Origin of the sequence: Marinobacter shengliensis, from assembly GCF_030297115.1 — a bacterium.
In the GTDB taxonomy this organism is placed as follows: domain Bacteria; phylum Pseudomonadota; class Gammaproteobacteria; order Pseudomonadales; family Oleiphilaceae; genus Marinobacter; species Marinobacter shengliensis.
This window is the reverse complement of record NZ_AP028062.1, coordinates 170,472-195,892: the sequence shown is the minus strand read 5'-3', so window position 1 is coordinate 195,892 and position 25,421 is coordinate 170,472. Positions and strand designations below refer to the sequence as shown.

23 protein-coding genes are annotated in these 25,421 nt (G+C 54.7%); 6 read left to right on the top strand and 17 right to left on the bottom strand.

All coding sequences use genetic code 11. From position 1 onward, the window contains the following. The first annotated feature begins 392 nt into the window (after window positions 1-392). Entirely contained in the window at window positions 393-2,336 is a 1,944-nt protein-coding gene (locus QUE75_RS00840) for a sigma-54-dependent Fis family transcriptional regulator (protein WP_286253014.1), read from the top strand. A 78-nt stretch (window positions 2,337-2,414) separates the two neighbouring features. Here QUE75_RS00840 and QUE75_RS00835 read toward each other — a convergent pair whose 3' ends face one another. The 15 genes from QUE75_RS00835 to QUE75_RS00765 all read right to left on the bottom strand — a co-directional run bounded on the left by QUE75_RS00835 (window position 2,415) and on the right by QUE75_RS00765 (window position 19,755). After that, a complete protein-coding gene (locus tag QUE75_RS00835) occupies window positions 2,415-3,668 on the bottom strand; it encodes a porin family protein (RefSeq protein ID WP_286253013.1) in 1,254 nt (417 codons plus the stop codon). Between the two features lie 274 nt (window positions 3,669-3,942). Then, on the bottom strand, window positions 3,943-5,520 hold the full coding sequence (locus tag QUE75_RS00830) for a GMC family oxidoreductase (protein ID WP_286253012.1): 1,578 nt from the start codon (window positions 5,518-5,520) through the stop codon (window positions 3,943-3,945). A gap of 12 nt (window positions 5,521-5,532) precedes the next feature. After that, window positions 5,533-6,093, bottom strand: a complete 561-nt coding sequence (locus QUE75_RS00825) for a gluconate 2-dehydrogenase subunit 3 family protein (RefSeq protein ID WP_286253010.1) — start codon at window positions 6,091-6,093, stop codon at window positions 5,533-5,535. Window positions 6,094-6,132: 39 nt separating this feature from the next. Beyond that, window positions 6,133-6,927 carry a lipoate--protein ligase family protein gene (locus QUE75_RS00820; protein WP_286253008.1) on the bottom strand — a complete coding sequence of 265 codons (795 nt, stop codon included), beginning with the start codon at window positions 6,925-6,927 and terminating at the stop codon, window positions 6,133-6,135. Then, window positions 6,914-7,600 (bottom strand): 2-oxo acid dehydrogenase subunit E2, encoded by a 687-nt coding sequence (locus QUE75_RS00815; protein ID WP_286253007.1) that lies wholly within the window; start codon window positions 7,598-7,600, stop codon window positions 6,914-6,916. Before QUE75_RS00815 ends, QUE75_RS00820 begins: the two co-directional genes overlap by 14 nt. Before the next feature lie 18 nt (window positions 7,601-7,618). Then, window positions 7,619-7,852 carry a biotin/lipoyl-containing protein gene (locus tag QUE75_RS00810; protein ID WP_286253005.1) on the bottom strand — a complete coding sequence of 78 codons (234 nt, stop codon included), beginning with the start codon at window positions 7,850-7,852 and terminating at the stop codon, window positions 7,619-7,621. Then, window positions 7,849-8,829 carry an alpha-ketoacid dehydrogenase subunit beta gene (locus tag QUE75_RS00805; protein ID WP_286255550.1) on the bottom strand — a complete coding sequence of 327 codons (981 nt, stop codon included), beginning with the start codon at window positions 8,827-8,829 and terminating at the stop codon, window positions 7,849-7,851. The genes QUE75_RS00810 and QUE75_RS00805 overlap by 4 nt, the downstream gene beginning before the upstream one ends. Before the next feature lie 78 nt (window positions 8,830-8,907). Continuing rightward, on the bottom strand, window positions 8,908-9,894 hold the full coding sequence (locus tag QUE75_RS00800) for a thiamine pyrophosphate-dependent dehydrogenase E1 component subunit alpha (RefSeq protein WP_286253003.1): 987 nt from the start codon (window positions 9,892-9,894) through the stop codon (window positions 8,908-8,910). 414 nt (window positions 9,895-10,308) lie between these two features. After that, on the bottom strand, window positions 10,309-10,698 hold the full coding sequence (locus QUE75_RS00795; RefSeq protein WP_286253001.1) for a c-type cytochrome: 390 nt from the start codon (window positions 10,696-10,698) through the stop codon (window positions 10,309-10,311). A gap of 63 nt (window positions 10,699-10,761) precedes the next feature. Beyond that, window positions 10,762-12,744, bottom strand: a complete 1,983-nt coding sequence (locus tag QUE75_RS00790; protein WP_286252999.1) for a pyrroloquinoline quinone-dependent dehydrogenase — start codon at window positions 12,742-12,744, stop codon at window positions 10,762-10,764. 575 nt (window positions 12,745-13,319) lie between these two features. After that, the gene (locus QUE75_RS00785; protein WP_286252997.1) at window positions 13,320-14,093 is read right to left on the bottom strand and encodes a class II glutamine amidotransferase; all 774 of its coding nucleotides are present in this window, start codon (window positions 14,091-14,093) and stop codon (window positions 13,320-13,322) included. Between the two features lie 50 nt (window positions 14,094-14,143). Then, complete coding sequence (locus QUE75_RS00780; protein WP_286252996.1) at window positions 14,144-15,250, bottom strand: GGDEF domain-containing protein; 1,107 nt, start codon at window positions 15,248-15,250, stop codon at window positions 14,144-14,146. A 94-nt stretch (window positions 15,251-15,344) separates the two neighbouring features. Then, window positions 15,345-16,160: an SDR family NAD(P)-dependent oxidoreductase gene (locus tag QUE75_RS00775; RefSeq protein WP_286252994.1), complete on the bottom strand. Its 816-nt coding sequence runs from the start codon at window positions 16,158-16,160 to the stop codon at window positions 15,345-15,347. A gap of 131 nt (window positions 16,161-16,291) precedes the next feature. Beyond that, complete coding sequence (gene yfbR, locus QUE75_RS00770; RefSeq protein ID WP_286252992.1) at window positions 16,292-16,897, bottom strand: 5'-deoxynucleotidase; 606 nt, start codon at window positions 16,895-16,897, stop codon at window positions 16,292-16,294. Window positions 16,898-16,920: 23 nt separating this feature from the next. After that, window positions 16,921-19,755, bottom strand: coding sequence for a DUF748 domain-containing protein (locus QUE75_RS00765; protein ID WP_286252989.1), 2,835 nt, complete (start codon window positions 19,753-19,755; stop codon window positions 16,921-16,923). A 177-nt stretch (window positions 19,756-19,932) separates the two neighbouring features. Between QUE75_RS00765 and pdxH the strand changes: the two genes are divergently transcribed. Genes pdxH through QUE75_RS00740 form a run of 5 tightly spaced genes read left to right on the top strand, consistent with a single transcriptional unit; the run spans window position 19,933 to window position 22,713 of the window. Then, a complete protein-coding gene (gene pdxH / locus QUE75_RS00760) occupies window positions 19,933-20,568 on the top strand; it encodes a pyridoxamine 5'-phosphate oxidase (protein WP_106694228.1) in 636 nt (211 codons plus the stop codon). Further along, window positions 20,537-21,298 (top strand): 4'-phosphopantetheinyl transferase family protein, encoded by a 762-nt coding sequence (locus QUE75_RS00755; protein ID WP_286252986.1) that lies wholly within the window; start codon window positions 20,537-20,539, stop codon window positions 21,296-21,298. The genes pdxH and QUE75_RS00755 overlap by 32 nt, the downstream gene beginning before the upstream one ends. A 15-nt stretch (window positions 21,299-21,313) precedes the next feature. Then, complete coding sequence (locus QUE75_RS00750) at window positions 21,314-21,898, top strand: DNA-3-methyladenine glycosylase I (protein WP_061331298.1); 585 nt, start codon at window positions 21,314-21,316, stop codon at window positions 21,896-21,898. A gap of 57 nt (window positions 21,899-21,955) precedes the next feature. Beyond that, window positions 21,956-22,261: a DUF6482 family protein gene (locus QUE75_RS00745; protein WP_061331300.1), complete on the top strand. Its 306-nt coding sequence runs from the start codon at window positions 21,956-21,958 to the stop codon at window positions 22,259-22,261. Then, window positions 22,258-22,713 (top strand): DUF3429 domain-containing protein, encoded by a 456-nt coding sequence (locus QUE75_RS00740; RefSeq protein ID WP_286252982.1) that lies wholly within the window; start codon window positions 22,258-22,260, stop codon window positions 22,711-22,713. Before QUE75_RS00745 ends, QUE75_RS00740 begins: the two co-directional genes overlap by 4 nt. 2 nt (window positions 22,714-22,715) lie before the next feature. On the opposite strand, the gene QUE75_RS00735 is transcribed toward QUE75_RS00740, so the two are convergent. Then, the gene (locus QUE75_RS00735) at window positions 22,716-23,708 is read right to left on the bottom strand and encodes a sigma-70 family RNA polymerase sigma factor (RefSeq protein WP_061331304.1); all 993 of its coding nucleotides are present in this window, start codon (window positions 23,706-23,708) and stop codon (window positions 22,716-22,718) included. Between the two features lie 241 nt (window positions 23,709-23,949). Beyond that, a complete protein-coding gene (locus tag QUE75_RS00730; protein ID WP_061331306.1) occupies window positions 23,950-25,401 on the bottom strand; it encodes an aspartate kinase in 1,452 nt (483 codons plus the stop codon). Window positions 25,402-25,421: the final 20 nt, after the last annotated feature.

Below are 25,421 nucleotides of genomic sequence, written 5' to 3'. Positions count from 1 at the left end.
GCATCTTCCTGAGGTCTGGTTTGTTCGTGCCGCCCGGGACTTTGGGCGCGAAGTATCGCGCCCTTTTTTTCAGAGCGTCATATGTTTCCCGCAAAAATTGTAGATCGCTGATCACGTCCCAGGTTGATCAGTGACCGGTCACGATAGTTGACTTTTACATCTACTATTAACTGTGCTCTAATGAATATTGCACTTCCATGGAATACGACATTTCCGCGCGAGAGTTGAGGCCATGAGAAGCGACGCACCGGTCGAGATGTACGAGGTTAATTTGCATTAGCGATAGCTGTTTCTGGCATTCGATCGCCTCAGACGACTAGCCAGAGTATGAAAATAATAAAGAAAACCATGCTTGAGACTCTCAAGGCCATGGTTCCGATGAGGAAAAGAATATGCATCACTCTCATTTTCCTGATAGCTCAAAAAGTCATAACCCTGCCGATAGCCAATTCTGCGACACAAGTTATATCAAAACGTCATGGGAACGCTGCAAACATCGATATAAACTCTCACAAGCAAGCAAGACAGAAATCTTGACTCTTACAGAAAGGGAGATCCGCGAAAAATGCGAACCTTTGGAACAACTGATGCACGATTCATCGTCGATAATCGAAAGGGTGCGCCAAGTTGCAAGACAAAGCGGATACAGCGTCCTGATTAGTAATGAGGAGGGCGCCGCGGTTAAGGCATTCACAGATTCGGATCTTTCCGTTGAATTAGAAAACGGGGGCATCCGCTTAGGAACACTGTGGCAGGAGTCAATGGTTGGCACGAACGGATTGGGCACTTGCCTCGAAGAAAGTCGCCCCGTCACTGTTAACGCCAGCGAACATTTCGGTAGAAATCTCCAAGCGTTTAGCTGTTCAGCTGCCCCCCTCATCGGTGCAGACGGGAGCATCCTTGGGGCACTAAATTTGTCGACGTTTGCTAGTGGTAATCTTGTTAATCAAGCGCTGGCGTTGAACTTCGTGACTGAAACTGCAGACGAAATCGAAGCCCTCATTTTTCTGAAAGCATACGCGGGACGCTATATAGTAAGCCTAAGCTCCGAAATGCTCTCAACACACAACACCAATGCGTTAATAGCATTCAATGACGCCGGCACCATAATCTCGGCCACAACTCCGGCACTACGGCAACTGAGCTGTCACAATCGCTACGACCTCGTCGGAAGGAAATTTCAAGATACTTTCGAGCTAAAAGCAGAGGATCTGGCCCAGAGCTCACCTTTAAACCACCAGTTTCATCTAAATGGGCACAAATATCGACTCTACCTAGCACTACTTTCAGCTCAGAACCAAGCCACCAAGCTCAGTCTGCATCGGGCAGGCTCACCAACAAAGAGCTGGCAATCCAATAACAATGCCCAACCATTGCTTGAAACAGCCGGAAGAGACCCCCAATTACTCCAGCAAGCGAAGCGATGCATGCGTGTTATTGATAAGGGGCTGAGCATTCTCCTCCAGGGGGAGACAGGCACAGGCAAAGAAGTCTGGGCCAAAGCACTTCACGACTGCAGCAAACGGAAAAACAAACCCTTTGTGGCTGTAAACTGTGCAGCGATCCCAGAATCCCTTATTGAGAGCGAGCTTTTCGGCTACGGAGCGGGCACTTTCACTGGCGGGCTTAAATCAGGCAAAGTCGGCAAGATTGAGGCAAGCAATGGAGGCACTCTGTTTCTGGACGAAATCGGAGATATGCCTGCCGAAATGCAGGCCCGACTGCTACGCGTTCTTGCCGAGGGAGAAGTAGTTCCACTGGGCGAGGTAAAGCCCGTAGCCGTAGACATAAACGTGATCTGCGCTAGTCACCGAGATCTGGAACATTATGTTAGCCGGGGAGATTTCCGTGAAGACCTTTACTACCGAATAAGCGTCTTCAAGGTAAGCTTACCCGCCTTAAGGGAACGTCAGGACAAAAAGCATATAATTCATAAGGTATTAAATGGCCTCAAAATAGAGGGCGCCGAAAGCATTTCTTTGTGCCCCAAAGCAGAGGATGCTTTACTCAGCTACCACTGGCCGGGCAACATTCGTCAACTAAAGAACGTGCTTCAGTACGCGGTCTGCATTTCTGATGGTATCCAGATAAAAACTGATGACCTCCCAGGAGAAGTTTTCAAACCGCAAGTTGCGAACGCCGCACCGAGAGTGTCATCTACGCCGCTTGGACATATTGGAGTAGCCGACCATACCGAGAAAGAACAATTAATTGCGACTTTGGAGCAAAATCGCTGGATTGTCACTCGTGCAGCCAAGGCTTTAGGAGTCAGCCGGTCGACTCTTCACCGGAAAATAAAAATGCATGGCCTCCTGTTGGACGCTCAAGAGCATTAGGCCACCATACCTATCAGATAAACTCCGAGATCAGAGTACCCCGACGTTAATACGCTCGGGGTACTCAACTAGGTAAGGTTAGAAAACTAGTGACATCTCAACCGAAACACCATCCCACTCAGCGCTTCCCGTTCCATTTACATTCTGGCCTCCAGATAGGGCTTCCTCTTTTTGTTTCGCGTACTCAACCTTTAACAACGTACTATCGGTAATATGATAACCACCAGCTAGCTGCCACCGATACAGTGAGTTGTCATTTGAAATATCCCCTGTTTTATTTTCCGAAGCTGTATAGCGGGCAGCAACATAGAGACTGCCGGCTACATCAACCTTAGTTTCCAAACCATAAAATTCCATTTCAGCATCAACTTTTTCAAAGTTGCCACTTATGGGCCGATACTTACCTCCTGTATCCTGCCAAGCATAATCGTCTTTGGCCTGACCATAAAACCCGTGAATCAGCAGTGGTCCTTTTTGATACTGCGCATTCGCCTGCCAGATAAACGCTTCAATTCCGGGGATAATAGCGACATGGTTAACTTGGCTCGGACCGCGAGTAGCAAACGCATAATTATCGCCATCACCCAAACCAATTAGAGAATTGACGACAGCACCATCAACTCGACTGCACACGCCACCACTGCAATCAACGTTGCCATTGGTTTTGAAAAAGCCAGTTCCAAGTGACAATCCATTGTCAAAATTCACCGTGCCGCGCGCTTGCATATTGAAGCCGGCACTCTTGGTATGATCCCTCAGGAAGCTAGGGGTAGAAACACCTATATCCCAAGTGATATCAGTGCTCAAACCAATATCTTTCGCTCCCAGAAGCCACAGGCCTTCTTCGGCAGTAATCATATCTACGGGTGTGTTTCCAATAAACGGATTGCTCTGCACAACTGCACCATCCGAATAACGTAGGAACGTTTGTGTTGTAGATAGTATAGTGCCAAGGCGCGCCTTCACCCCATTGTTGAAATCAGCCTGAATCCATCCCAAATCCATATGTATACCAAATGGATCAAACCCTGCATCCGTGCTTAAGTCGTTTGGTTCCTCTGCTAGCTCTGCGAAAACCGACCACGTCTCATCAATTTCAGCATTTATTTGAAGGGCATAGCGAAAGCGCTGAAAACCAGCGCTTGCTTCATCATCAGCAGTGGTAACTCGACCTGCTCCTTCTAACTCAATTGGCGACTGAAACGCCTGCATCACGGCGCCATTTATAGAGAGCTTGCCATCCATGAATTGAGCGGCGCTCGTACTACCAAAAGGGAGCATCGGAACCCCAAGAAACATAACCGTTTTAATAAAAACAATTTTTTTATTCATGCTAACCTCGTTAAGAATCGTTGGACACCAAGCGTCATATATTTTCCAGGCGCTCAACACTAGGTCAGCAATTTAAATGCCACCAAATTTACCTTATAAGATACTGTTTTCTAAAACATAAAATAAAACTCAAAAACAATAAAAACAGACTGTCGCAAACATGAGACAGTATGAACGATTCATATTTAATTCTATTTCCAAAAAAAAAGCCCTTGCATAAAAGCAAGGGCAAAAATTAAACAACCTAAACTCGAAGAATGAAATCTAAAACACACTATATATTTCTTTTACCCATCTGATCAGCAATATAGTCTGCTTGTCGAATAGCTAAAGCAACAATCGTCAATGTTGGATTCTCAGTTCCACTACTGGTGAACTGGCTACCATCAGAAACAAACAGATTATCAATATCGTGGCTTTGTCCCCAACGATTTACCACACCATCACGTGCATGCTCACTCATTCGGTTCGTACCCATATTATGACTGGCGGGGTAAGGCGGGAGGTCGGTTACCTTTAACGCACCCACTGACTCAAACAGCTCCTTCGAGCGCGCATACGCGTGATTACGCATCCGGGTATCGTTGATGTGGTCGGTCTTGTAGACCACTGGCACGGGTAGCCCATACTGATCTTTTTCCGTGGGGTGCAGAGTAATATTGTTCGATTCGACGGCCATATCTTCACCGCAAATCCAGAACCCTGCCATGTGATCATAGTTCTCCAGCGATTCAGCGAGTTCACGCCCCCAACCGCTCTTACCTGGATTCATGAAGGCCGACATAAAGGGTAGCCCCAGATGCAGGATCTCAAGCTCATAGCCCCCTAAATGCCCGCGCGAGGGATCGTTGTTCTGATACTCAGTGACAATCCCCGGCACTACCGTACTTTTGTACATATGCACCGGCTTTTCGAACTCAGCGTAAACTCCACCCGTGGTGTGAGTCATATAGTTCTGCCCAACCTGGCCGGAGGAGTTGGCCAGGCCGTCGGGAAATAGGTTTGACGCAGAGTTGAGCAGCATCCTTGGTGACTCGATCGAATTACCTGCGACAGCCACAATTCGGGCCTTTTGAAGGTGTTGATTGCCATCCCTATCGGCGTAGAGGACCCCACTCACCCTTCCATTGGCGTCGTGTTCAATTCGCAACACCATGGACTCTGGTCGTACCTCCACGTTTCCAGTCGCTTCCGCTTTCGGGATCTCGGTGTACATGGTCGACCACTTAGCGCCAATCCGACAGCCCTGCATGCAAAAACCGGCCACCTGACAGGCCGGACGACCATCACGAGGCTGCGTGTTTATCGCCAGATGTGCCTGCTCACATTGCGCACCGACCCGCTTGGCTCCCTCAGCAACCACCTTGTAGTGACTGCTCTTGCCATGGAACGGCATGCCGGTCGCCTTAGTACCGCAGACGCCCATCTTCTTCTCGGCTTTTTCGTAGTAGGGTTCCAGCTCCTGGAGAGTAATAGGCCAGTCCAAAACGTTCGCGCCTGGAACGGTGCCGTTCGTGGTCTTCATCTTGAATTCATGCTCTTGGAACCGCATGGCGACACCAGCCCAGTGCATTGTGGCACCACCGACACCCTTAACGATCCACGCAGGCAGGTTTGGGAAATCTTTCGCCAGTCGGGCTGGGCCCTCGACATAGCGTTTGTCCAGCCAGGAAATCTTGCCGAACATTTTCCATTCGTCATTCTCGATATCAGACATCGTGAAACGTTTGCCTGCTTCCAGGACAACCGACCGGATCCCCTTCTGAGCCAGCTCGTTGGCCAGTGTGCCACCGCCGGCCCCTGAGCCAATAATCACAACCAAACTATCGTCATTCAAATCAAATTTAGCCATTTGCACTCCCCTCTAGATCCAGTCAATTTCGTCATAGCCGCGATTGATGTATCCACCGTGCTGCCATGACGAACCACCAAAGCCGAACTTTTCCCAGATTTCGGGGTTGTTATAGATCCCCATCATGAGATCGCCTTTGATCCTTTGGAAAAAGGCAGAGGCCTCGATGGCCTTCAGCACCTGCACTCGCTCTTCTTCTGTCTCAACGTTGAGATAGGGCGTGCCGTATCTGGCCCTGGATTCCTGATTCAGAGCTGCAATTCCAATGATGAGCAGGTCCATCAGCTTCGGGTCGGCTTCTGCCTGTTTGGCCAGGGGAACCATTACCTGCTGGTAGTACTTATCTTCGAGGGAATCGTGAGGGTATACATCTCGTGCCATCCGAAGAAGCGCCCGATTACCCTCCTCGCCAACCTGCTTTGCAGCTTGGCTATCTGCTGCAAACAATCCCGTGACAGAAAAGACCGCCACACTGCCCACCAGGGTGGCTCCCGAACCCGCGAGAAAGCACCGCCGACTCATCCGAAGGCTTGAAGCCTTGAGGTGTTGACCTAATTTTTTGTCATTATTCATAGTCCCTCCACGTATCGTTAACGTGCTCTATTCCTTCGATCAAAAGCTCGGCAGAACTGAACTTTGATCAACTCTGGAAAACATAGAAATGTGTTGCTGTACCACCCTATTCAGGTCCCTCATTGCTCTTCTTATGAAGGCTTCACCACGCTGCTGCGTGATCTCCGACATACAAATGTGACGATCACCAATGATGAAAGGAGGGAGTTGACAGGCCTTGTAAAATTCGTTGGACACTTTCCATATTCGCTCAAGGCCCTCATCACAGAGAATAACGGCATGAAGCAGAATCGCGGTGTCCTCCTCCTGTCCGGGCGACATAGGAATCTTGATGCGTTTGCGACGTTGAGCAGTCCCGGCGATCTTTTTTCCATTAACCACCAGGTTAAATTCACCATTGCAGAAAGCGCCCTCTACGCCGGAGCAATAGGCATGTATGCCCATAGCTTCAAGCCAGTGGAGGAGGGGCTGACAGATCAGAGAGTAACTTTCACGAATGCCGATTTTTTCTCCTTTCCTGGACACCACCATCGAAAGATTTATGAACCCACTTGTCTGGGGCGTCATCTCACCACCGGTGCTACGAACAACTACTGGCCACCCCTTTGACTCGCAATACCTGGAGGCGAGATCAAATCCCTGCCTATGAGTTGCACTCCGTGGTACTACCAGAGCCTGACGACTTCTCCAGATGGAATAACCGAATCGACTCTGGCCCGATGCGACTTGCTCAAGTAGACGTTGCTCTATTGCCAACCCCTCTTCAATGGGCATAGGTGTGACGCAGCAGACGGCATTTTGGGACATTATTCCTATATCTTTAGCAGCCAGCACTTTCGATCTCCTCGCACAAATCGCTGAGGAACTCTGCCGCCGGCCCACCGTCCACCGCTCGGTGATCGAAGGTGAGCGACAAGCCCATAAAGCGCCGGCTCACCCACTGTCCCGCAGAATTCTCGACTGGCCTGGTGTAAGTCTCACCGATTCCCAGAATTGCAAGTTGCGGCAGGTTGATGATGGGCGTGAAAAAGCGGACACGAGATCGTCCGAGATTGCTGAGTGTGAACGTACCTCCGGTCATTTCAGATACCGACAAATCACCGTTCCTTGCGCGTTCAAGCATATTTTTTCGAGCCTCAGCCCTTTCCATCAGGCTTTTTTCATCGGCATCGAAAACCACCGGCGCAATCAGCTTGTTGCCCGGCAAAGCGATGGCGAACCCAATGTGTACGTTCCGGTAATGACGGATTTCGTTATCGTCTATCCGACCATTCAACCCGGGATGCCTGACCAGAGTTCTGACAACGCAGTCCGCCAAGAGGTCTTCAATTGAAGCCTTCGTTCCGCTGCCGGCCAGCGCCTCCTTGAAATTAAGCAGCGCTTCAATTTCGCATTCCGCATGATGGGTCAACTGTGCAGCCTCATCGAGGCTGCGTCTCATATTGCTGGCGATCATGCCGCGCAATCCTTTCAAGGGGATCGCATTAGTAATATCGTTATCTGACATGTCTTGATCTCCAGGCATCTACGCGATCTTGGCCACGCAATCGCCCTTGGCGACCACGTCATCGATCTCCTTCAAAATCGACAAATTACCCGAAGCTGGCGCCAGTAATTCGTACTGAATCTTTGCCACCATCAGTTCAGCGATCATGTCGCCCTCGGACACACTGGCACCATCGCTTACCAGCCATGAGGTTATGACTGCTTCATCGTCTTCTTCCCAAAGGTCGTGCGGAACTAATACCTCGGTGCTCATTGTTCAGCCTCCTTCATTTTGGCGAACGCTTTTACAATCTTGTCTGCGCTGGGCAGGGCCCACTGCTCCATTACAGGGGTGAACGGAATAGGAATATCCGGGTAGGCAACTCGCTGAGGCGCGGCTTTCATGGGAACGCCGGCCTCGGAAACAGACGCGATGATTTCGGCAGTCATGCCATAACTGTGGTAATCCTCATCCACAACAATCAGCCGACCGGTTTTTTTCACCGATTCAATAACTGTCTCTCTGTCCAGAGGCACCAGCGAACGCAAATCCACGACTTCAGCACTGACACCCTTCGCTTCGAGTTCGCGGGCAGCTTTCAGGCCATGGTGTACCCCCGAAGTGATACCGACAATCGTGACATCGGCTCCTTCCCTGGTGATCGCGGCTGTGCCCAGCGGCACTTCATAAGCCTCCTCAGGCACATCGACAATGGCTTCCTTTTCGGTGCCGAGCCATCCCATCCCCTGCAGGGCCTTGTGGAACATGAAGATCACCGGATTCGGATCGCGAATGGCGGCTGTCATCAGGCCCTTGGCATCATAGGCATTCGATGGCGCCACAACTTTCATGCCAGGCAGGTGCGCAAAGGTAGCGTGCAGGCACTGGGAATGCTGCCCCCCGTCACTGTAGCCGCCGCCGGTTGAAGTCATCAGCACCATGGGTACATTGATTTCACCGCCTGCAAAGTAGGTGTTCTTCGCCATCATGTTGTAGATAGCATCGAAACAGACCCCAAAGAAATCCACGAACATTAGCTCTACTATTGGCTTCATACCGTCGGAGGCAGCGCCGACTGCGGCACCAATAAAGGCGGTTTCGGAGATTGGAGTGTCCTTCACACGCTCCGCCCCAAACTCCGTGTACAGTCCTCGGGTATTACCGAAAACACCACCGAGCTCACCAATATCCTCCCCCATCAGAAAGACTTTTTCGTCTTCACGCATCTCCATGGCGATGGACTCAGCCATGGCACGAGCAATCGTTAATTTGCGGTTTTTTGCTTTCACCTGCGTCATGTTTTTTCTCCTTTTAACTTGGCCCAAATTTCAAACAAACACTTTCTCCAGCGCCTCTTCAGGCGCCGGATATTCACTGTCGCGGGCAAACTGGATAGCGGCGTCGACAGTCTCCCGTGCTTGTGATCTCAGGGCTTCATCCTGCTCTTCGGTCCATTGATAACGATCATGCAGGCGTTTCTTGAACGCGGGGATTGGATCAATCGTCGCGAGATGCTCCTTTTCGCCAGCGGGCCGGTAGGCCTCGGCGTCACCCATAAAGTGGCCTGCCAGTCGCGAGGTCTCGATCTCAATGAGGGTAGGCCCCTCACCGCGACGGGCCCGCTCAATAGCCTCGCCGGCCTTTTCGAAAATCTGAACCGGGTCGTTATTGGGAATATGGATACCGGGCATCGAATAGGCTACAGCCCGGTCAGAGTTGTACTTCACGGCGGTACTGGCCTGCTTCGAAACCGAGATACCCCAAGCATTGTCCTCAATCACGAAGACAACGGGCAGCTTCCAGACCGAGGCAAGGTTCAGCGCCTCGTGAAACGCGCCCTGATTGGCCGCACCTTCCCCGAGATAAGCGATCGCCACACCCGGCTTGCCCTGCATCTTCCGAGATAGCGCGGCACCAGCGGCAACGCCGACGCTCTCGCCAATAATCCCGGAGCAAGAGAAATTCACATTCGCATCGAAGATGTGCATATGGCCGCCACGACCACCACTCAAACCCGTCTTCTTCCCAAAGATCTCTGCGGTCATCTTCATGAGATCCACACCTTTGGCGATAGCTATATGGTGAGGGCGATGAGTGGAAACGACGATGTCTTCCTTGTTCAGATGTGCACAAACACCCACAGCACACGGCTCCTGCCCATTGGAGAGATGCATCTCACCGGGTATAGGCCCCTTAGCCATATTGAAAGCCGGGGTCTTGCCCTCCATGTATATCTTCTCTATTGACTCCTCAAAGAATCGACTGATAACCATATGCTGGTACATCCAGATTTCTTGTTCTTGGCTTGGCGTCATTTGTATCTCCCGTTTCAAATAGTCCAATTTCTGCATACTCAATTGACGACAGCGATCGTTGCGCCTTTGTCTTGAGCACAAAAAAAGCAATCCTCTTGCCAATTCCCAAGTAAATGTTTTAATTAGATTTTCTTTATCTATCGAGAACATGCACATCAGTCTGTTGCAAGCAAAAGGCACACTGTGTAGCACCGCACGAAAACGATGTGACCGCGAGTTGAGATCTATGGTGCTAAATAAAGCCTGGGATAAGGTAAGTGGCTTCAAGACACTCAATCAGAGCAAACGGTTGAGCTGAGGACTGCGGCAAGACGCCCCCAGAAAAAGTGGGAGCACGTCTTACCGACAAAAAGCGGATTAGAGGTTTGCTTTGTTGTAAGCCAACGAATGGGGTCTCAGGTGGTTGCCTGCATACTATTCGGTGGTTCCGAGATACTTAATGTAAGCAACAAGTTCCCAGATTTCGTCATCAGTAAGAATCCCTCCCCAAGGCGGCATGGGCGTGGCTCCTTTTCCGCCTTCATAGATAGTTTTAAAAGCCTGTACCGGGTCAAGATCATCCCTATTGATGAACAAGGCGGGTTCTCTGCCGTGGCAATAGTCCGCACAGGTGGACTGGAAAGTCATTTCCCCAGCGGCAACCCTGTCGGGATCTTTCAAATCGACGTCCACGCCTTTCTCCCAAGGCGGAGAAGAATCTGTACCCGCAGTACCCTGGGAATCAGGCACGCCGCCCGCCCGTGCCAACCCTGCCGCTGACAATATCAGCGTGCAAAGCAATACTACCGTTGAACTCTTTTTCATGATCACCTCGTCTGCTGAATCGGGCTTACTCAAATTTGAGCAAGCCCGATTGCCTTGAACGAATTAACCGCCGACTTTTACGGCAACCAGTTTCGCGTCTTGTGCTGCGCCACCCACCGGCAGAACTACGTAATGTTTGTCATTGACGCTGTAAGACATCGGGGCTCCGAAAACGCCGCCAGGAAGTTCAACCTCGCTGATCAATTCTCCGGTGTCCGCGTCATGGGCATACAGGAAAGGCTCCTCCTCTTTCTCACTCGCATTGGCCACCAGCGCGTTACCCCGTGTGGACAGTCCTACCATGCCGTACGTGCCTTCTGGCGCGACAAAAAGAACCTCGTCGGTCAAAGTGAAATGGCTTTGCCTCGGCACCCCCAACCGATCTAAGTTCAGATGCTTGATTGCCGGGTGGTTCACCGGACCTTTTCCGGCCGGAATCCGCCAGAGGTGCTCTCCCGTATTCATATCAATAGCGACAATGCTGGAGAAAGGAGGCTTCAACAGAGGCAACCCCATAGGACCGCCTACCCCAGCCCAAGTACCTGTATACTCGTAAGCACCGAGTTTTTCCTTTTTAAGCCTGATAGCAAATGGAATCTTGAAAGGGTTCACGTAAATGACGTTCGTGTCTGGATTATGGGCCGCACCCGTCCAACTCGACCCGCCCAATACGCCTGGAACCTGCAGTGTTCCGCCTTTGGTCAGTGATGGAGGGGTGTACAACTCCCCATAGTTGTATCGATTGAGAATTTTTTCTGCGCCAGCCTTAAGCTCAGGCGTCAAGTCGATCAGGTCGTCCTCAGACACGCCTTGCTGCGCATAGGCAGCTGGCTTGGTGGGGAATGGCTGCGTCGGAGAGAGCTTTTCACCAGGTACGTCTGAGGCAGGTACGGGTCTCTCTTCGATTGGCCAGATGGGCTCTCCAGTCACTCGATCGAACGCAAACAGAAATCCCTGCTTGGTTGGCAGTACGACGGCTTTAATGTGCTCGCCATCCACATTCAAATCCATCAGATTAGGCGCAGTTGGGGGATCGTAATCCCAAACACCGTGATGGGTTATCTGGAAATGCCATGCAACTTTCCCTGTATTCACATCGAGAGCCACCAGCGAGTCGCCAAACAGGCCATCGCCAGGACGCTCTCCACCATAAAAATCGTTGGTTGGCGTGGAGACCGGCAAAAATACCAAACCGTTTTCATCATCACAGGAAGGCCGGGCCCATACATTCATACCCCCAGTTCGCTTCCAGGCGTCACTTTCCCAGGAATCGTTGCCCGGCTCCCCAGCCTGCGGCGGGTTTCGGAATACCCAACTACGCTCGCCAGTCTGAACGTCGAATGCTTGGACGTCGCCCGGAGGATGATACTTCATTGGAGCACGGCCAATCGCAAAGGAGTCCAGCACCGCTAAACTGGGAATGACTTTACCGCCACAAATAATTGGTGGAGATGTCGGCGAGATAAGCGAACGATCAACATCGCGCAGATAGCCTTTAGTCAAGTCGACTTTCCCGTTTTCCCCCCACGAATCAATTGGCTTCCCGGTTTCGGCGTTCAAAGCAATCAGGTATCCGTCGCTCGTGCCAGCAATGATTCGTTTATCGTCGCCCTCTTCCCAGTAGCTCAAACCACGGCTGATAAACCCCAGGTTTGGCGGGGTTCCAAGCGTGTAGGCTTTTGGATTATAGGTCCATAGCGTTTCCCCTGTTTCACCATCAATGGCAGAAACAAAGCTCATCGGCGAGCTGGAATAGAGAACCCCATCAATTGCCAACGGCGTTGACTGATTCATCCAAGTAATGAGATCAGGGTTATCTTTCCAAACCTGATTGTCGGGCATAGACCACTCCCACACCACTTCCATATTCTTAACACTGCCTTTGGTAACCAGCGGCGCTTTGGAAAATTTTGATCCAGCTTTATCTCCGTCATACGCTAGCCAGTTCGACCCCGAACTCGCAGTCGCGCAACCGGCGAGCCCCAAGCCAGCCACAGCAACTGCCGACACGATCGCCCTACAACTTGGAATTGGTTTCATGCTCATCGTTTGATCCTTTATTGTTCAGTTTAAAGAGGCCAGCAATGTTATTTTTTGCTAAGCGCCCACATGCCTCTCCTGCCTAAAGGCAAAGCCTGAGCCAAAGAAGGTAAATCAATATAAATCGTTAACTTAGATGGCCTACAAACCGAACAACGAACAACACAATGTCGCAGGTAATCGAACATATGAGACAGCATGTCTCAACAGGCAAGCGATCTACCGGTCTGTGGTATGCAAATTCGCTCCACCGCTAAACCGACCAAAAGTATCTGCGGGCTAGAGGGTAAAACGGGCTCAGATTCGAGTGAAACACAAACGATAGATTTCAAATGATTTGTTCAAATAGGGCATTGGTTTCGGGAGCTAGCATTCGTTTGCCCAGTCCCAGGCAAACAGCCGCACCTGTCAATAAACTTGGACGCTACTTGGTTGAGTAGAAATCGAAATAGGCGACTAAAAGCCGCTTGGCGCAGAAAAAGAAGTATTTGCATCAACTTTGAGCTCGCAGCATCGGTTTACAAAGCCCACTCTCCTGCTTGACGGGACTTTGTGCTCTGGGCTCTTTTTGGCCCAGAGTATTATTTTCCTCCTGATGCTATCACTTCTCCCTTTTTCCACAGTCGCCACTCACCTGGCTGGTAGATATCCCATTGTTCATCGCTGGTCAGGGGTTCGGTGACGATCACACTGACAACGTCGTTGGGGGTAGTTTCGGATTCGAAATCAACGGTCACGTCGGCATCTTTTAGGCGGGCCGGGCCGAAGGGGGCTCGGCGGGTGATGCTGGCCATTTTGGTGGTGCAGTAGGTGAACAGCCAGTCGCCGTTACTGAGCAGAAGGTTGAACACGCCTTCGCGGGCGTAGGCCTGTGACAGGCGCACCAGCCTCTCTACCACTTCCTCAAGAGGCGTATTGCGGTCACAGTGACTGCGCAGGTGGTTGAGGATGTCGCAGAACAGGGCTTCACTGTCGGTGTCGCCCACCGGCTCGTAGAACCCCTCTGCGGCCCGAAAGTGGGAAAGCTGGCCGTTGTGGGCGAAGACCCAGTAGCGGCCCCAGAGTTCGCGGATAAACGGGTGAGTGTTGGCCAGGCAGATTTCGCCAACGTTGGCCTGGCGGATGTGGCAGATGGCCACTTCGCTTTTGATCGGGTGGGTCTGGACCACTTCGGCCAGGCGGGAGCTGGCACTGGCGTCGGAATCGTGGAAGCTGCGAACGCCCTTGCCTTCATAGAAGGATACGCCCCAGCCGTCTTTGTGGGGGCCGGTTTCGCCACCACGGCGGGTCAGACCGGTGAAGCTGAAACACAGGTCGGTGGGGGTGTTGGCGCTCATGGCCAGCAGTTCGCACATGGTGAATTCGGTCCTTGGCTGTCGATGCTGTCCGCCTTAGGATACCCGATTCAGACTGTACCTCCAGCCACGGTTTTTTCGCTCCGGTCACGGTGCACCGGCCCCGCAGGGGCCACCCGATTCCGACCAGCGCGTTTGCCGGTATAGAGGCAGCGGTCGGCGACACAGAACAGGGTTTCGGCATCCTGGCCATGGTCAGGCCACTGGGCAATGCCGAAGGACGCCGTCACCCGGATACCGGCCTCACCGTAGTGTAACTCCCGGCCGGCAATGCGCTCTCGCAGTTCGTCCATCAGTTCAAAGGCGTCTGCAGGTTTTACGTCCCGCAGGATCAAACCGAACTCTTCACCTCCAAGGCGGCCCACAGAGTCGGTGGTACGCAGGCGTTCGCTCAGGCATTGGCCGATGTTGCGCAGCACGTGGTCACCGGCATCATGGCCCAGTGTGTCGTTCACCAGCTTGAAGTGGTCGATGTCCATCACCACCAGCGCAAAGCCGCTGCCGTTGCGTTCGCATTCGGCAATGGTGCGGGCCAGGGTGGACTGGAAATTAGCCCGGTTAGCCAGGCCGGTCAGGGCATCGGTCTGGGCCATGTCGACCAGCCGTTGCTCGGCCTCCTCCCGGCGCTCCTCGTACATATGCATGAACACTTGCATAAGCACGCCGCACAACACCATGTTCAGCAGATCAATCATGCCGTGGGCGGTGCCAACGGTTTCCAGGAAGAAGTAGTAGACAACAAGGCCGACAACCATGAACGGCACGCTCAGGATCATGCCTTCGCATTTTCCCAGCAGCAAATAGGCCAACACCGGCATCATCAACACCCAGACAAACGCCGCGATGGAGGCATCCGGCAACAACATGATGACAATAAAGAATGAGAAGATGGCCACCAGATAGGCGTAGATCCACTGCTGCAGGTGGGGCGTGGTCTTCAGCCGTTGCGCGCCGAAGAACAGAAGGCCGCTGGCAAGCAGTTCAATGGCAGACACCCAGGGGAATCCGTTGAAAAACTGAAGCACAGCAAACACCACCAGTGCGGAACCGGTGACAAAAAACAGTAATCTTGCGAGTGTACGGCGGTGACTGTCCCGCAAACCGGAGCGGCTGTGTTCCAGCGCCGCGCCCAGATCGGGATGCTTTGGCGTATTCATGCTGACTCTTCCCTGGATCAGCCTCAGAGTATAGCCCTTGAATACTGGTTGTAAAATAAGCAATCGGTATTCAAGGGCCGGGGGTTAGAACCGATCAGACGTACAGGTTCTTTCTGGAGAAACGCTCCACCAGTGGCTGATAGGCAGAGCCCAACAGGCGGTTGAGGGCATCAATACCCCAGGCATCCGGGCCCACCAGGATGCGGGATTCGTTCCTCAGAATGCCTTTAACGATGATTTCGGCCGCCTTGTCCGGGGTGGTCATGGCCAGCTTATCGAAGCCCTTACGCTGGGCGTCGCCGTTTTCGGACTTGCCCATACGAGCGGCGTTGGCAATGTTGGTACGAATGCCACCCGGGTGCACACAGCTGACATTAACTGGCTGGTTCTCCAGCTTCATTTCCTGGCGCAGGGATTCAGTAAAGCCACGAACGGCAAACTTGGCGGCGTTATAGGCGCTTTGCTTGGGCACACCAATCAGGCCGAATACGCTGGAGATGTTCACCACGTGGCCGTCGCCGGAGGCGATCAGGTGCGGCAAAAAGGCCCGTGTGCCGTGGGCGACGCCCCAGAAATCGATGTCCATGACCCACTTGAAGTCGTCGTCAGTCATTTCCCGCACCGTGGCAGACAGCGCCACACCCGCGTTGTTGATCACCAGGTTTACCTGGCCGAAATCTGCCTTCACCTGTTCGGCGTGGGCGTAGATCTCATCACGGTCAGACACGTCCAGGCGGTAGGTTTTCACACGGTTCTTGTCGAGGGTGGCGACGGTTTCCGCCAGGCCAGCTTCGTTGACATCCGACAGCGCCAGGCGGCAGCCCCGGGCAGCCAGGGCGTGGGCCAGGGCACGGCCAATGCCGGAACCTGCACCGGTCACCACGGCAACTTTGTTTTTCAGATCTTTCATGGCGGGAGCCTCTTGTTGTGGTCTTTCCAATTAAAGCAGCGTCTTGGTACTTCGCCACTTTAGAGAGCCACCCGGACCAAACCTATGGCAGCGGACTCCGCCTGGCGCCGGCAGCGGGGCCAGTCAACAGGCTATTCCAGCAGGTTATCCAGAGGCTGGTCGTAGCCCGGTGCAAAGACCTCCAGAAAGTAGCGCACCTCCGGCAATCCGTCTGCGTCCAGCCGGGCGCGGATCTGGGCTTCAGCGGGCACGAATTCCGGGTTGCCGGCACGGATTTCCGCCCGGCACTTGAGCCAGGCCGAGAGCCGGTCAGCCGCCTTGATCAATTCCTTTTCCTGCTCAGCCAGCCGGGACTCCCGAACATAGGGCGAGAAGTCATCCCGGAGATCGGCCGGTAACAAGGCCAGTAACTCCGCTTCTGCCTTGTGTTCGATATCACCGAAGGCTTCCCGCATCACTTTCGAGTGATATTTCACCGGTGTCGGCATGTCGCCGGTGATCACCTCGGTGGCATCGTGGTAAAGCGCGGCAGCCGCGATGCGGTCCGCGTTGACCTGACCGTCAAAATGCCGGTTGCGGATCAGCGCCAGGGCGTGGGCGATGGTCGCCACTTCCCAGGAATGGGTGGCGACGTTTTCTTCGATGGCGTTACGCATCAAGCCCCAGCGCTTGATCCAGCGCAGACGGGAAACATAGGCAAAGAAGTGGCTGGCAGTGCGCTGTGTCAGACTGGCCATAGAACTACCTGATTCAATTAGGATTAACGAACGTCCAGCGTGAACTGCACGGTGACAAGCCCCTGTTCATCGGTGATGGCCTGGCGGGACGGCTCCAGGGTGAACAACTGGGCAGGGTCCACTTCATGAGTTTCCTGCAGCAGGCGGCGAACCGCCAGACCCCGGTTGGTAGCCAGTTGCCCCAGGGCCTCTGGCGGCAGCGGGCGCTCACCCTCGCGCCAGGCTTGTTGTGCCTGGGCCCAGGCTTCGTCGGTCAGTTCCTCGCCCCGGGCTTCCATCCGGGCGCGCAGTAGCGCCAGGGCGTCAGCTTCCGGATTCACGCCGCCGCGAACGTTCAGCACCAGCTCAGGGCGCTCCCTCAAAGCCTGTGCCAGGGCCGACAGTTTGGCGGCCTCACCCTCTGCCAACTCAACGCTACCCGGCACAAAACTGACCTCGCCCAGGTCTTCACTACTGAAGCCCGCCAGATCCGCCAGGGAGCCCAACATGCTGAAGGGGGATGCAGCGGCTTTAACCAGCAGGTTCACAAAGGCGCGCATGACGATCTGGCCGACCCGAAATTCCGGATCGGCAATATCACCCTGCACCGGCAAGTCGACCTCAATGACGCCACGGCGGTCGGTCAGCAGCGCGAGGCCGAGCTTGACCGGCGCGCTGATGGCCTCATCACTCGGTACGGCCTGACCCAGTTCCATACGGTCCAGCACCACCCGATTTGAGGCTTTCAGACGGGTGCCGGTGAATTCATAGTCCAGATTCATTTTGAGCTTGCCCGAGTCGACCGCGTAGCCCAGGTATCGGCCGAAGTAGGGTGACAATACCGGCAACGCCAGATCCTCCATGGCCAGGCGAATGTCGCTGGTATCCTCGGTGCCCAATGCGCCCAGCGTGCCTTCAAAGGTGACGGGGGCAACGCCTGCGAGCCGGCCCTTGAGGTTCACCCGTCCTTGCTGTGGCGGCACATTACTGATGCCGCTGACCGCACCGGTGAGGTTATCAAAGTTGGTACTGAACGGCGGCTCCAGTGTTCGATCGGAATAACCGACGGCCCCGTCTTCAACCACCAGTTGATTGATCCGGAAAACAAACTCTGGTTCGCCGGAGCTGGCTTCGGGGCCGGTCGATTGCGCTGATGCAGGCTCACTGCCGGTATCTGGCTGCCCGCGAACGATCCGGGCCAGATTGTGTACGCCATCAAGTGAGCGAACAACGTTCAGCGAGGGCCGTGCCAGGGTTACCGTGCCGATTTCCAGCCTTGGCGGGTAAACATTGAATTCGATAGGCGCCAGGCGCAGGGTACGCCAGCCCAACATGGAAGCCTCGCCATCAGGCAGCCTTAAATCCAGGTTTGCGACCTCGCCGGTGCCGCTGAACGTACCAGTCATCGGATCGTCCTGGCTGTCCAGGTCCAGGTTGCCATCAAAACTCAACTCACCGCTGGCCAACGCCAGGTTGGCCGCTTGCTGCAGGTATGGCTCAATCACCGCAAGCACAAGATCGGAACCGGATACTGCCGCCTCCAGCGTGAACGGCGCCGGTGTCAACTGGCCGTTGGCGGCTACACGGCCACCACTGGCAAGCGCTGAACTCAGCCGGTAGCTGACGGGTTCATCCAGGCGATCCGATAAACCGCCCAGGGTTATGTCCAGATCCACCAGTTCCAGCTCCGCCGCTTGCTGTGGCACCTGATCCCGCCAGCGCACCCGCCCGTCAGCCAGCTCAAAACCCTGAACCGACCAGCGAAACGCCGGTACGCCGGTGTCCGGTGGCTCGCCCTGGCCTTCATCGGCAGTGGCTTCTGGCATAGTTGCCAGCCAGTCAATCTGACCCTCGTTGTTGCGGACCGCGGCAACAAAGGGTTGATCGAGTGTGATCATACCTACGCGGACTTCTCTGGCTGTCAGATCAAAGCCGATACCATCAACCTGAATATCGGAAGTGGTCAAGCCTGGTTCCTCATCCCCGGCATCCAGGGCCAGGGCCAGGTTCTGCACAGTCAGCTTGCCCCGGGACGTGATCAGCTCAAACGGCTCGCCGCCCGCCAACTGGTAATAGGACTCGATGGTCACGGTGCCATCCCGTAACTGCCATGGCAAAAACGGCGACAGAAAATGCGCCAGGGTGTCATGGCGCAAATCAGCCACCTTCAGGCGGCCTTCGGAGTAAAGTGGCGCTATGCTCAGCTCACCGTCCCACTCAATGGTCTGGTCACCCAGGGCGGCAATCACTGAATACTGACTGCCACCGGTCTCCCTTGGCCAGGTGGCCAGCTCGTTGATGGACAGGTCGAGCGGGGTAATACGGAACTCTGCCGGCTCCGCCTGGCTGAAATCCCGGAACAGCAACTCGCCGCCATCGATCGCCAGGTGCTGGAAGTACAGCTTGGGTATCGCGCCTGCCTCATCCCCGGCTTCGGCTTCGGCTGCGGCTACGGGTTCCTGTGCGAGCTCATCTGGCCGGGAGGCCTGCCAATCGCGGGCAAAGTTGATGCTGTAGTCATCCAACAGATCCAGCCGGATGTGCGGTTCCTGCAGGCGAATGTCCTGGAAATGGACGATCCCCCGGAACAGGGGAAAGAAACCCAGATTTACAAACAGGCGATCAAACCCAACCACTTTTTCGCCGGCACGGTCGTCCGCAGACAGCCCCGTTATATCCAGGGTCAGGGTGAAGGGGTTTACCTGAACTTCCGACAACTCAGCCTGCCAGCCCATCTGCTGATTCAGCTGTTCCGGCAAAGTCTTTTCGAGCCACCAGGGCAAAGCCAAAAAGCCTGCGAGGGCGTACAAGCCAAACAGAACGACCGCTACAATAGCCAGGTTTCTGGGCAAACGACTGGGGGAATGACTCCGGGCCACGAAACTCTCCTTGATCGAGGGCGAACACACGGGGCTGCCTGCACCCCCTGCCTGACACTAGGATAGTCCGCCCGGTAGTCCTTTGTCAGCCGCTGACACGCCAACGTGAACCCGTTATGCTTGAGTGCCGTACCTGTAGACACTTAGCGGGTTACGCAGCAAGACGAGGAGAGGTGAATGGACATCGGCGATATGCGTCGGGATTTTGAAAGTGAGGGGCTGGACAGGGAACACCTGAATGATGACCCAGTAGCCCAGTTCCAGGCCTGGTTTAACGATGCCCGTAGTGCCGGGATTCTGGAACCCAACGCCATGTCACTTGCCACCACCGGCTCTGACCAGATGCCGGACTTGCGCACCGTGCTACTGAAATACTTTGATAGCCAAGGCTTTGTTTTCTACACCAACTACGGCAGCCGCAAGGCCAGAGAACTGGACGAAAACCCAAGGGCTGCGCTGCTGTTCCCCTGGATCGGTCTGAACCGCCAGGTACGTATTCAGGGAAAGGTAGAGAAAGTCAGTAAGGCGGAATCCCTCAGGTACTTCGCCTCCAGACCCCGTGGCAGCCAGCTCGGTGCCTGGGTTTCTGAACAGAGCAAGGCGATTACCTCAAGGGGGCTACTGGAACAAAAGGTGGCGGAGATGAAACGCAAGTTCAGCTCCGGTGAAATACCCTTACCCAGCTTCTGGGGCGGTTATCGGGTGGTACCGGAACGCATCGAGTTCTGGCAGGGACGGCCAAGCCGACTTCACGACCGTTTTGAATACGTGAGAGAGGCCGATGGCTGGACCATCCAACGACTCCAACCCTGATCGTCCCAGTATCTGGCTGTGCCACCAGATCAACCGGGATGTTCCCGAAGCTCCTGCCTGGATGACCGGTTTCGAGGCTGAAACACTGGCTCGGCTGGCGGGTACTCGCCGTCAGGAGTTCCTGACCAGCCGCTGGCTGCTCCGGCAAAGCCTTGCGCAAACTAGTGACCAGGCACCAGAGTGCTGTCTTCCCGTGGATGGGCGACCAAACCGTGCCGTTAATCCGGAAGGCCGATTTCTGTCCTTGAGCCATAGCCGGGGGCTTTGCGCCGTGGGCACAGACACCTATCAGCTGGGTATCGACATCGAGCCAAGCCAACGCAGGCCGGATTGGGTCGCCGTTGCCAGACGCTGGTTCTCCCCCATCGAACAGGAGTGGCTGTTTCGCGCTGATGATCCCTTCGATTTCCTTAAAGTATGGACCCTGAAAGAAGCCTGGCTCAAGGCAACCGGTCGTGGCATTGCCGGCAACCTGCAAACCCTTGAAGTTCGCAACCAGTTTGAGCTCTATGGCGATCAGCCCGACCAGACCTGGCTGGCCAGTTGCTTCTACGTGGAGGGTTTTCTGGTAACGTTGGTCTATCGAAACAGGGATCAGGGCGGCCCGGGCAGTTGGCCCGGCATCACCCTGCTGGAACCACCTCCGGATGACTATAACCTGGCACTGGCGGGTACCCAGGAAGCAAGTTGGGAGCCCATGTTCCACAGGGTCATCCGGTCAAAGCGATAACCGGGATTCACTGTTATGACCCAATACACCGAGCGCTGCCCCTGGTGCGGCACCGACCCACTCTACGTGCATTACCACGACACCGTCTGGGGCCGCCCGGAGTACGATGACCAGGCGCTGTTTGAAAAGCTGTGTCTGGACGGCCAGCAGGCAGGTTTGAGCTGGATCACCATCCTGCGAAAGCAACAGAGCTATCGCGACGCTTATGCCAACTTTGATCCGGAAACCGTCGCCCGCTTTACCGAGCAAGACCAGCAACGCCTGCTGCAGAACCCGGGCATCATCCGTAATCGACTGAAAGTACGTTCGGTGATCAACAATGCCCGACGCTACCTTGAACTGCAGGAACAGGGCATTGGCTTTTCCTCGTTTCTCTGGCAGTTCGTTGATCACCAGCCAATCCAGAACACCTGGCAACGTTTCGAGGAAGTTCCGGCGATCACCAAAGAATCCGAGGCCATGTCCAGGGCCCTGAAGAAAGCCGGCTTCACGTTCGTTGGCCCGACCATCGTCTACGCCTTCATGCAGGCTACAGGCATGGTGAATGATCATCTGGTTCAATGCCCGGCCTATCAGGCCTGCTTTGAGATGTCACAATGATCTTACCGGAGCGGTTGCACGTAAATCCCTGGGTAACACCATTTCGGGAGCCAATCCGTGCGCATCACCCTCAACCAACTCAGGAACCTCGAGCAGCCGGTTATTGAACTGCTGGAGATCATTTCACTGGAAGGCCAGCATTACATGGCCAGACTGCACGGGCCGGATGGCCTGATGCTGTTGTCTGACGACAAAGGGCAAACACGCCTGTTTCGCAGCGCCTGGCAACTGCAGGACACCCTGAGCGATCTGGACGTGCGTGAAACCCAGATTGTTCACCCGTCCGCCTACCATGAAATGGTGGGCATGGAGCCAACAGAATTCGAACCCATGCGGATACAGGTTCAGAGGCAACGGTCGTGATTGCAGTTGCCCGTCTGGCCATCCTGGTCGGCATAGCCGGCCTGATACCGTTTCTTGCAGGAACCGCCGGCCTGTTTGCAATGCCGGGGAAAAGCATCATCATCCTGAGCTGGTTCTACGCGTACAGTGCGGGCATTCTCGCGTTCATGGCCGGCATTTACTGGACCATCGCACTGCAACTGGAGAACCGCTCCTACCCCCAGTCACCACTGGTGTCGATGTTACTCAGCCAGCTGTTTTTCGTCGCCGCCGGAGTAGGGCTGCTATTACAAACGCCCCACAAGATTGCCCTGTACACCTCCGCCTACCTGCTGCTGTACATCGTCGACGCTCGCTGGATGCGGCCCTACTGGCCGGCATGGTATCTGCGACTGCGCCTGGTGCTGACCACCGTGGTACTGGCCTGCCAGGTGACCGTCGGCGTGTGGTTCTATCTTAGTCACGGTGCCTGAGGTCAGGCACCGTTGTTCGGCTCCGAAAACCACTGTTGCAGCTTCTTTAACGCGGTCTTCTCTATCTGGCGTACCCGCTCACGGCTGATTCCCAACTGATCCGACAGGGTTTGCAGCGTCTCCGGTTCGGATACGCCCAGTCCGTAGCGTCGGGACAGAATATCCCTCTCCCGCTCAGTCAACTCACCCATCATGGCCTGCAAGGTAATCTGCCGGTCCCGCTGCCGCAGAGGATGATCTGGAGACATGGTTTCGCCACTGGCCAGGCTGTCGCCCAGGGTAATGGTACCGTCTTCAAGCAAAGGCACATCGGTGGACACTTCCCGGGCGGCCAGCGCTCTCAGTTCGCCGATCCGCGAGGGCGAGGCCTCCATGGCTTTGGCCAGCTCGGTCTGCGATGGCGTGCGCCCCAGGGCCTGGTGTAATCGCATGGAGGTTTTTTGGAGCTGACGTATTTCCTCGACAACGTTCTCCGGTGTGTGCACTACCCGCACGCCACGCTGCAGGCAACGGCGCACCTCCTCGCTGATCCACCAGTAGGCATAGGTTGAAAAACGAAAACCCTTGGCCGGGTCGTATCGTTCAACCGCCTTGATCAAACCCACATTGGCGTCCTGAATCAGGTCTGACATGGGGATACCGTGCTGGTTGTAACGGCGGGCGATGTGCACCGCCAACCTCAGGTTGCACTGAATCAGCCGGCGCCGGCAGGCCATGGCCAGGTGATAGGCCCGGCGACAGCGGCTGGAGAAGGCACAGGCATCACCCAGGCTACCAACCACTTCCCGAAGGGTTTGTGGGGTGTCATCGGGCAAACAGAGTTCCTGGCTGATCACTCTTAAGCTGCGAATCAGCTGCCGCGCCAGGCGGCGCTCCGCATCATCGCTGAGAAGTTCATGTCGGGACGCATCCCTGAAGTACAACCCTACCAGGGAATCCCTTTCACCATCGTGGGGAAGAGTCGGAGACGGTCCCTGCCGATCATGTATCTGCATTGGCTAAGGTACCCGTTGAAACTTTGTCGAATATACGGTGAGGTCGGGCGGGCAGATTGCCCTGGAAGGCGTGGAAACCCGAGACAAACGAGCGGGGAGGTGAGGAGATCGGTCACGCCCGGCCATGTTACTTACCCGGTGAAAACACCGGGCAAAACGGCCGACCGGGCGCCCGATCAGGAGGCAAGACGTCCTCCATTACCCACCGGCAAAGCGACCGGTTTTGCCGGTGGGTAATTCTTCAGGTGGTTGAAGCCGCCACAATGGCGTACTCGTGATTGTGGGGTTCAATCAGAGCACCGTGCAGGGCCACAATCGCCTGGTTGTAGTGGTCTTCTTCAATCACAAACTGGATATCCACCTGACGCATGCACTGGTGGATGGCCAACACGCTGATGTCCTGGTCCGCCAGCGATTTCACAGAGCGTGCCAGGATACCCGGCACCTTCATATCACTGCCGATGGCAGACACCAGGGCCACTTTGCGGGTACTGATCTCGGCATTGGGGAATTCTTCCTCCAGCGCCTTGACCACACGCTTCACGTGCTTGAGCGTGGTGTCCACATAATGGGTAATGGTGTTGGCGTTGGTGTCCTTGGACATGAAGCGCACCTTGAAGCGGCTGAGCACTTCCAGGATTCGGCGGTCTGAGCCCGGCTCACCCTGCATGTCCTGGTCAAACACCTCAATGGCGAACACGCCCTTGGCACCGGCCACGATTTCCACCTGCGGCTTCTCGCTGACGTAATCGCCAGTGATCAGCGTGCCGGTGTGCTCCGGTTCAAAGGTGTTCATCACCCGCAACGGAATCTCGTTTTGACGCAGGCCCTTACCGGCACGGGGGTGAATGGCTTCCATACCGAGGTTGGCGAGCTGGTCGGCGACGTCGTAGTTGGTTCGGCCCAGGGGCACCACCTTCTCTTCACCCACAATATTGGGGTCGGCAGAACTCAGGTGGTATTCCTTGTGAATGATCGCTTCACGGGCATTGGTGATTACCGCCACCCGGCTGAAGGTCATTTCACTGTATCCCCGGTCAAAGGTTCGCATCAGGCCTTCCTTGCACTGAGCGTAGCCGGTGACAATCGGCAGTTCGCGAGTCAGGTCAACGCTGTCGAACGCCTGCTTAAGCTTCTGGTCGAGAGGCAGCAGTTCGCTGTCGCGCCAGCCGGTCAGGTCGACAAAGCGCGCATTGATGCCTTCCTGCTGCAATTTCAGGGCGGTGTTGAACGCACTGTGGGCTTCACCGATTCCGGCGAGCATTTCCCGAACGGTCAGCAGATGCTCTTCCAGCTGGAACTGGCCATAGGAACACAGACGCTGGAGGTCGATCAGACAACCCCGCACCCCTTCAATTCGGTCGGTAATGAACTGGTCAGCCTGCTGTTTGAGCATGGGGTCTTCAAACAGTTCGCCGTTGATGTCGGTCAGGAACTGGATCAGTTTGGTGAGGTCGTCGCCCCAGGCCCAGTCAGATTCAGCGTCTGCGAACAGGGCGTATACGCCCGGCTCGCCGGTTTTCTTGTGCTCCAGCAGTTCGTTGGTGACACCACCGTAGGCTGACACCACGAAAATCCGCTGGTAGAGGTCGCTCTTCTTGCGTTTACCAATAATGATATTGTCGCGAACGGCCTCATAATTACTCATTGAGGTACCGCCGATCTTCTCGACGGTATGCTGTGCCGTAGTCATATTTTTGCCTTCGCTATCCT

What these genes read in the sequence shown, in the direction of transcription:
- QUE75_RS00825 (WP_286253010.1), bottom strand. Translation starts at nt 6,093, where the DNA reads ATGAATAATGACAAAAAATTAGGTCAACACCTCAAGGCTTCAAGCCTT.
- QUE75_RS00795 (WP_286253001.1), bottom strand. Translation starts at nt 10,698, where the DNA reads ATGAAAAAGAGTTCAACGGTAGTATTGCTTTGCACGCTGATATTGTCA.
- QUE75_RS00800 (WP_286253003.1), bottom strand. Translation starts at nt 9,894, where the DNA reads ATGACGCCAAGCCAAGAACAAGAAATCTGGATGTACCAGCATATGGTT.
- QUE75_RS00815 (WP_286253007.1), bottom strand. Translation starts at nt 7,600, where the DNA reads ATGTCAGATAACGATATTACTAATGCGATCCCCTTGAAAGGATTGCGC.
- QUE75_RS00785 (WP_286252997.1), bottom strand. Translation starts at nt 14,093, where the DNA reads ATGTGCGAACTGCTGGCCATGAGCGCCAACACCCCCACCGACCTGTGT.
- QUE75_RS00790 (WP_286252999.1), bottom strand. Translation starts at nt 12,744, where the DNA reads ATGAGCATGAAACCAATTCCAAGTTGTAGGGCGATCGTGTCGGCAGTT.
- QUE75_RS00775 (WP_286252994.1), bottom strand. Translation starts at nt 16,160, where the DNA reads ATGAAAGATCTGAAAAACAAAGTTGCCGTGGTGACCGGTGCAGGTTCC.
- QUE75_RS00805 (WP_286255550.1), bottom strand. Translation starts at nt 8,829, where the DNA reads ATGGCTGAGTCCATCGCCATGGAGATGCGTGAAGACGAAAAAGTCTTT.
- QUE75_RS00735 (WP_061331304.1), bottom strand. Translation starts at nt 23,708, where the DNA reads ATGCAGATACATGATCGGCAGGGACCGTCTCCGACTCTTCCCCACGAT.
- QUE75_RS00830 (WP_286253012.1), bottom strand. Translation starts at nt 5,520, where the DNA reads ATGGCTAAATTTGATTTGAATGACGATAGTTTGGTTGTGATTATTGGC.
- QUE75_RS00840 (WP_286253014.1), top strand. Translation starts at nt 393, where the DNA reads ATGCATCACTCTCATTTTCCTGATAGCTCAAAAAGTCATAACCCTGCC.
- QUE75_RS00750 (WP_061331298.1), top strand. Translation starts at nt 21,314, where the DNA reads ATGACCCAATACACCGAGCGCTGCCCCTGGTGCGGCACCGACCCACTC.
- QUE75_RS00835 (WP_286253013.1), bottom strand. Translation starts at nt 3,668, where the DNA reads ATGAATAAAAAAATTGTTTTTATTAAAACGGTTATGTTTCTTGGGGTT.
- pdxH (WP_106694228.1), top strand. Translation starts at nt 19,933, where the DNA reads ATGGACATCGGCGATATGCGTCGGGATTTTGAAAGTGAGGGGCTGGAC.
- QUE75_RS00755 (WP_286252986.1), top strand. Translation starts at nt 20,537, where the DNA reads ATGGCTGGACCATCCAACGACTCCAACCCTGATCGTCCCAGTATCTGG.
- QUE75_RS00780 (WP_286252996.1), bottom strand. Translation starts at nt 15,250, where the DNA reads ATGAATACGCCAAAGCATCCCGATCTGGGCGCGGCGCTGGAACACAGC.
- yfbR (WP_286252992.1), bottom strand. Translation starts at nt 16,897, where the DNA reads ATGGCCAGTCTGACACAGCGCACTGCCAGCCACTTCTTTGCCTATGTT.
- QUE75_RS00730 (WP_061331306.1), bottom strand. Translation starts at nt 25,401, where the DNA reads ATGACTACGGCACAGCATACCGTCGAGAAGATCGGCGGTACCTCAATG.
- QUE75_RS00810 (WP_286253005.1), bottom strand. Translation starts at nt 7,852, where the DNA reads ATGAGCACCGAGGTATTAGTTCCGCACGACCTTTGGGAAGAAGACGAT.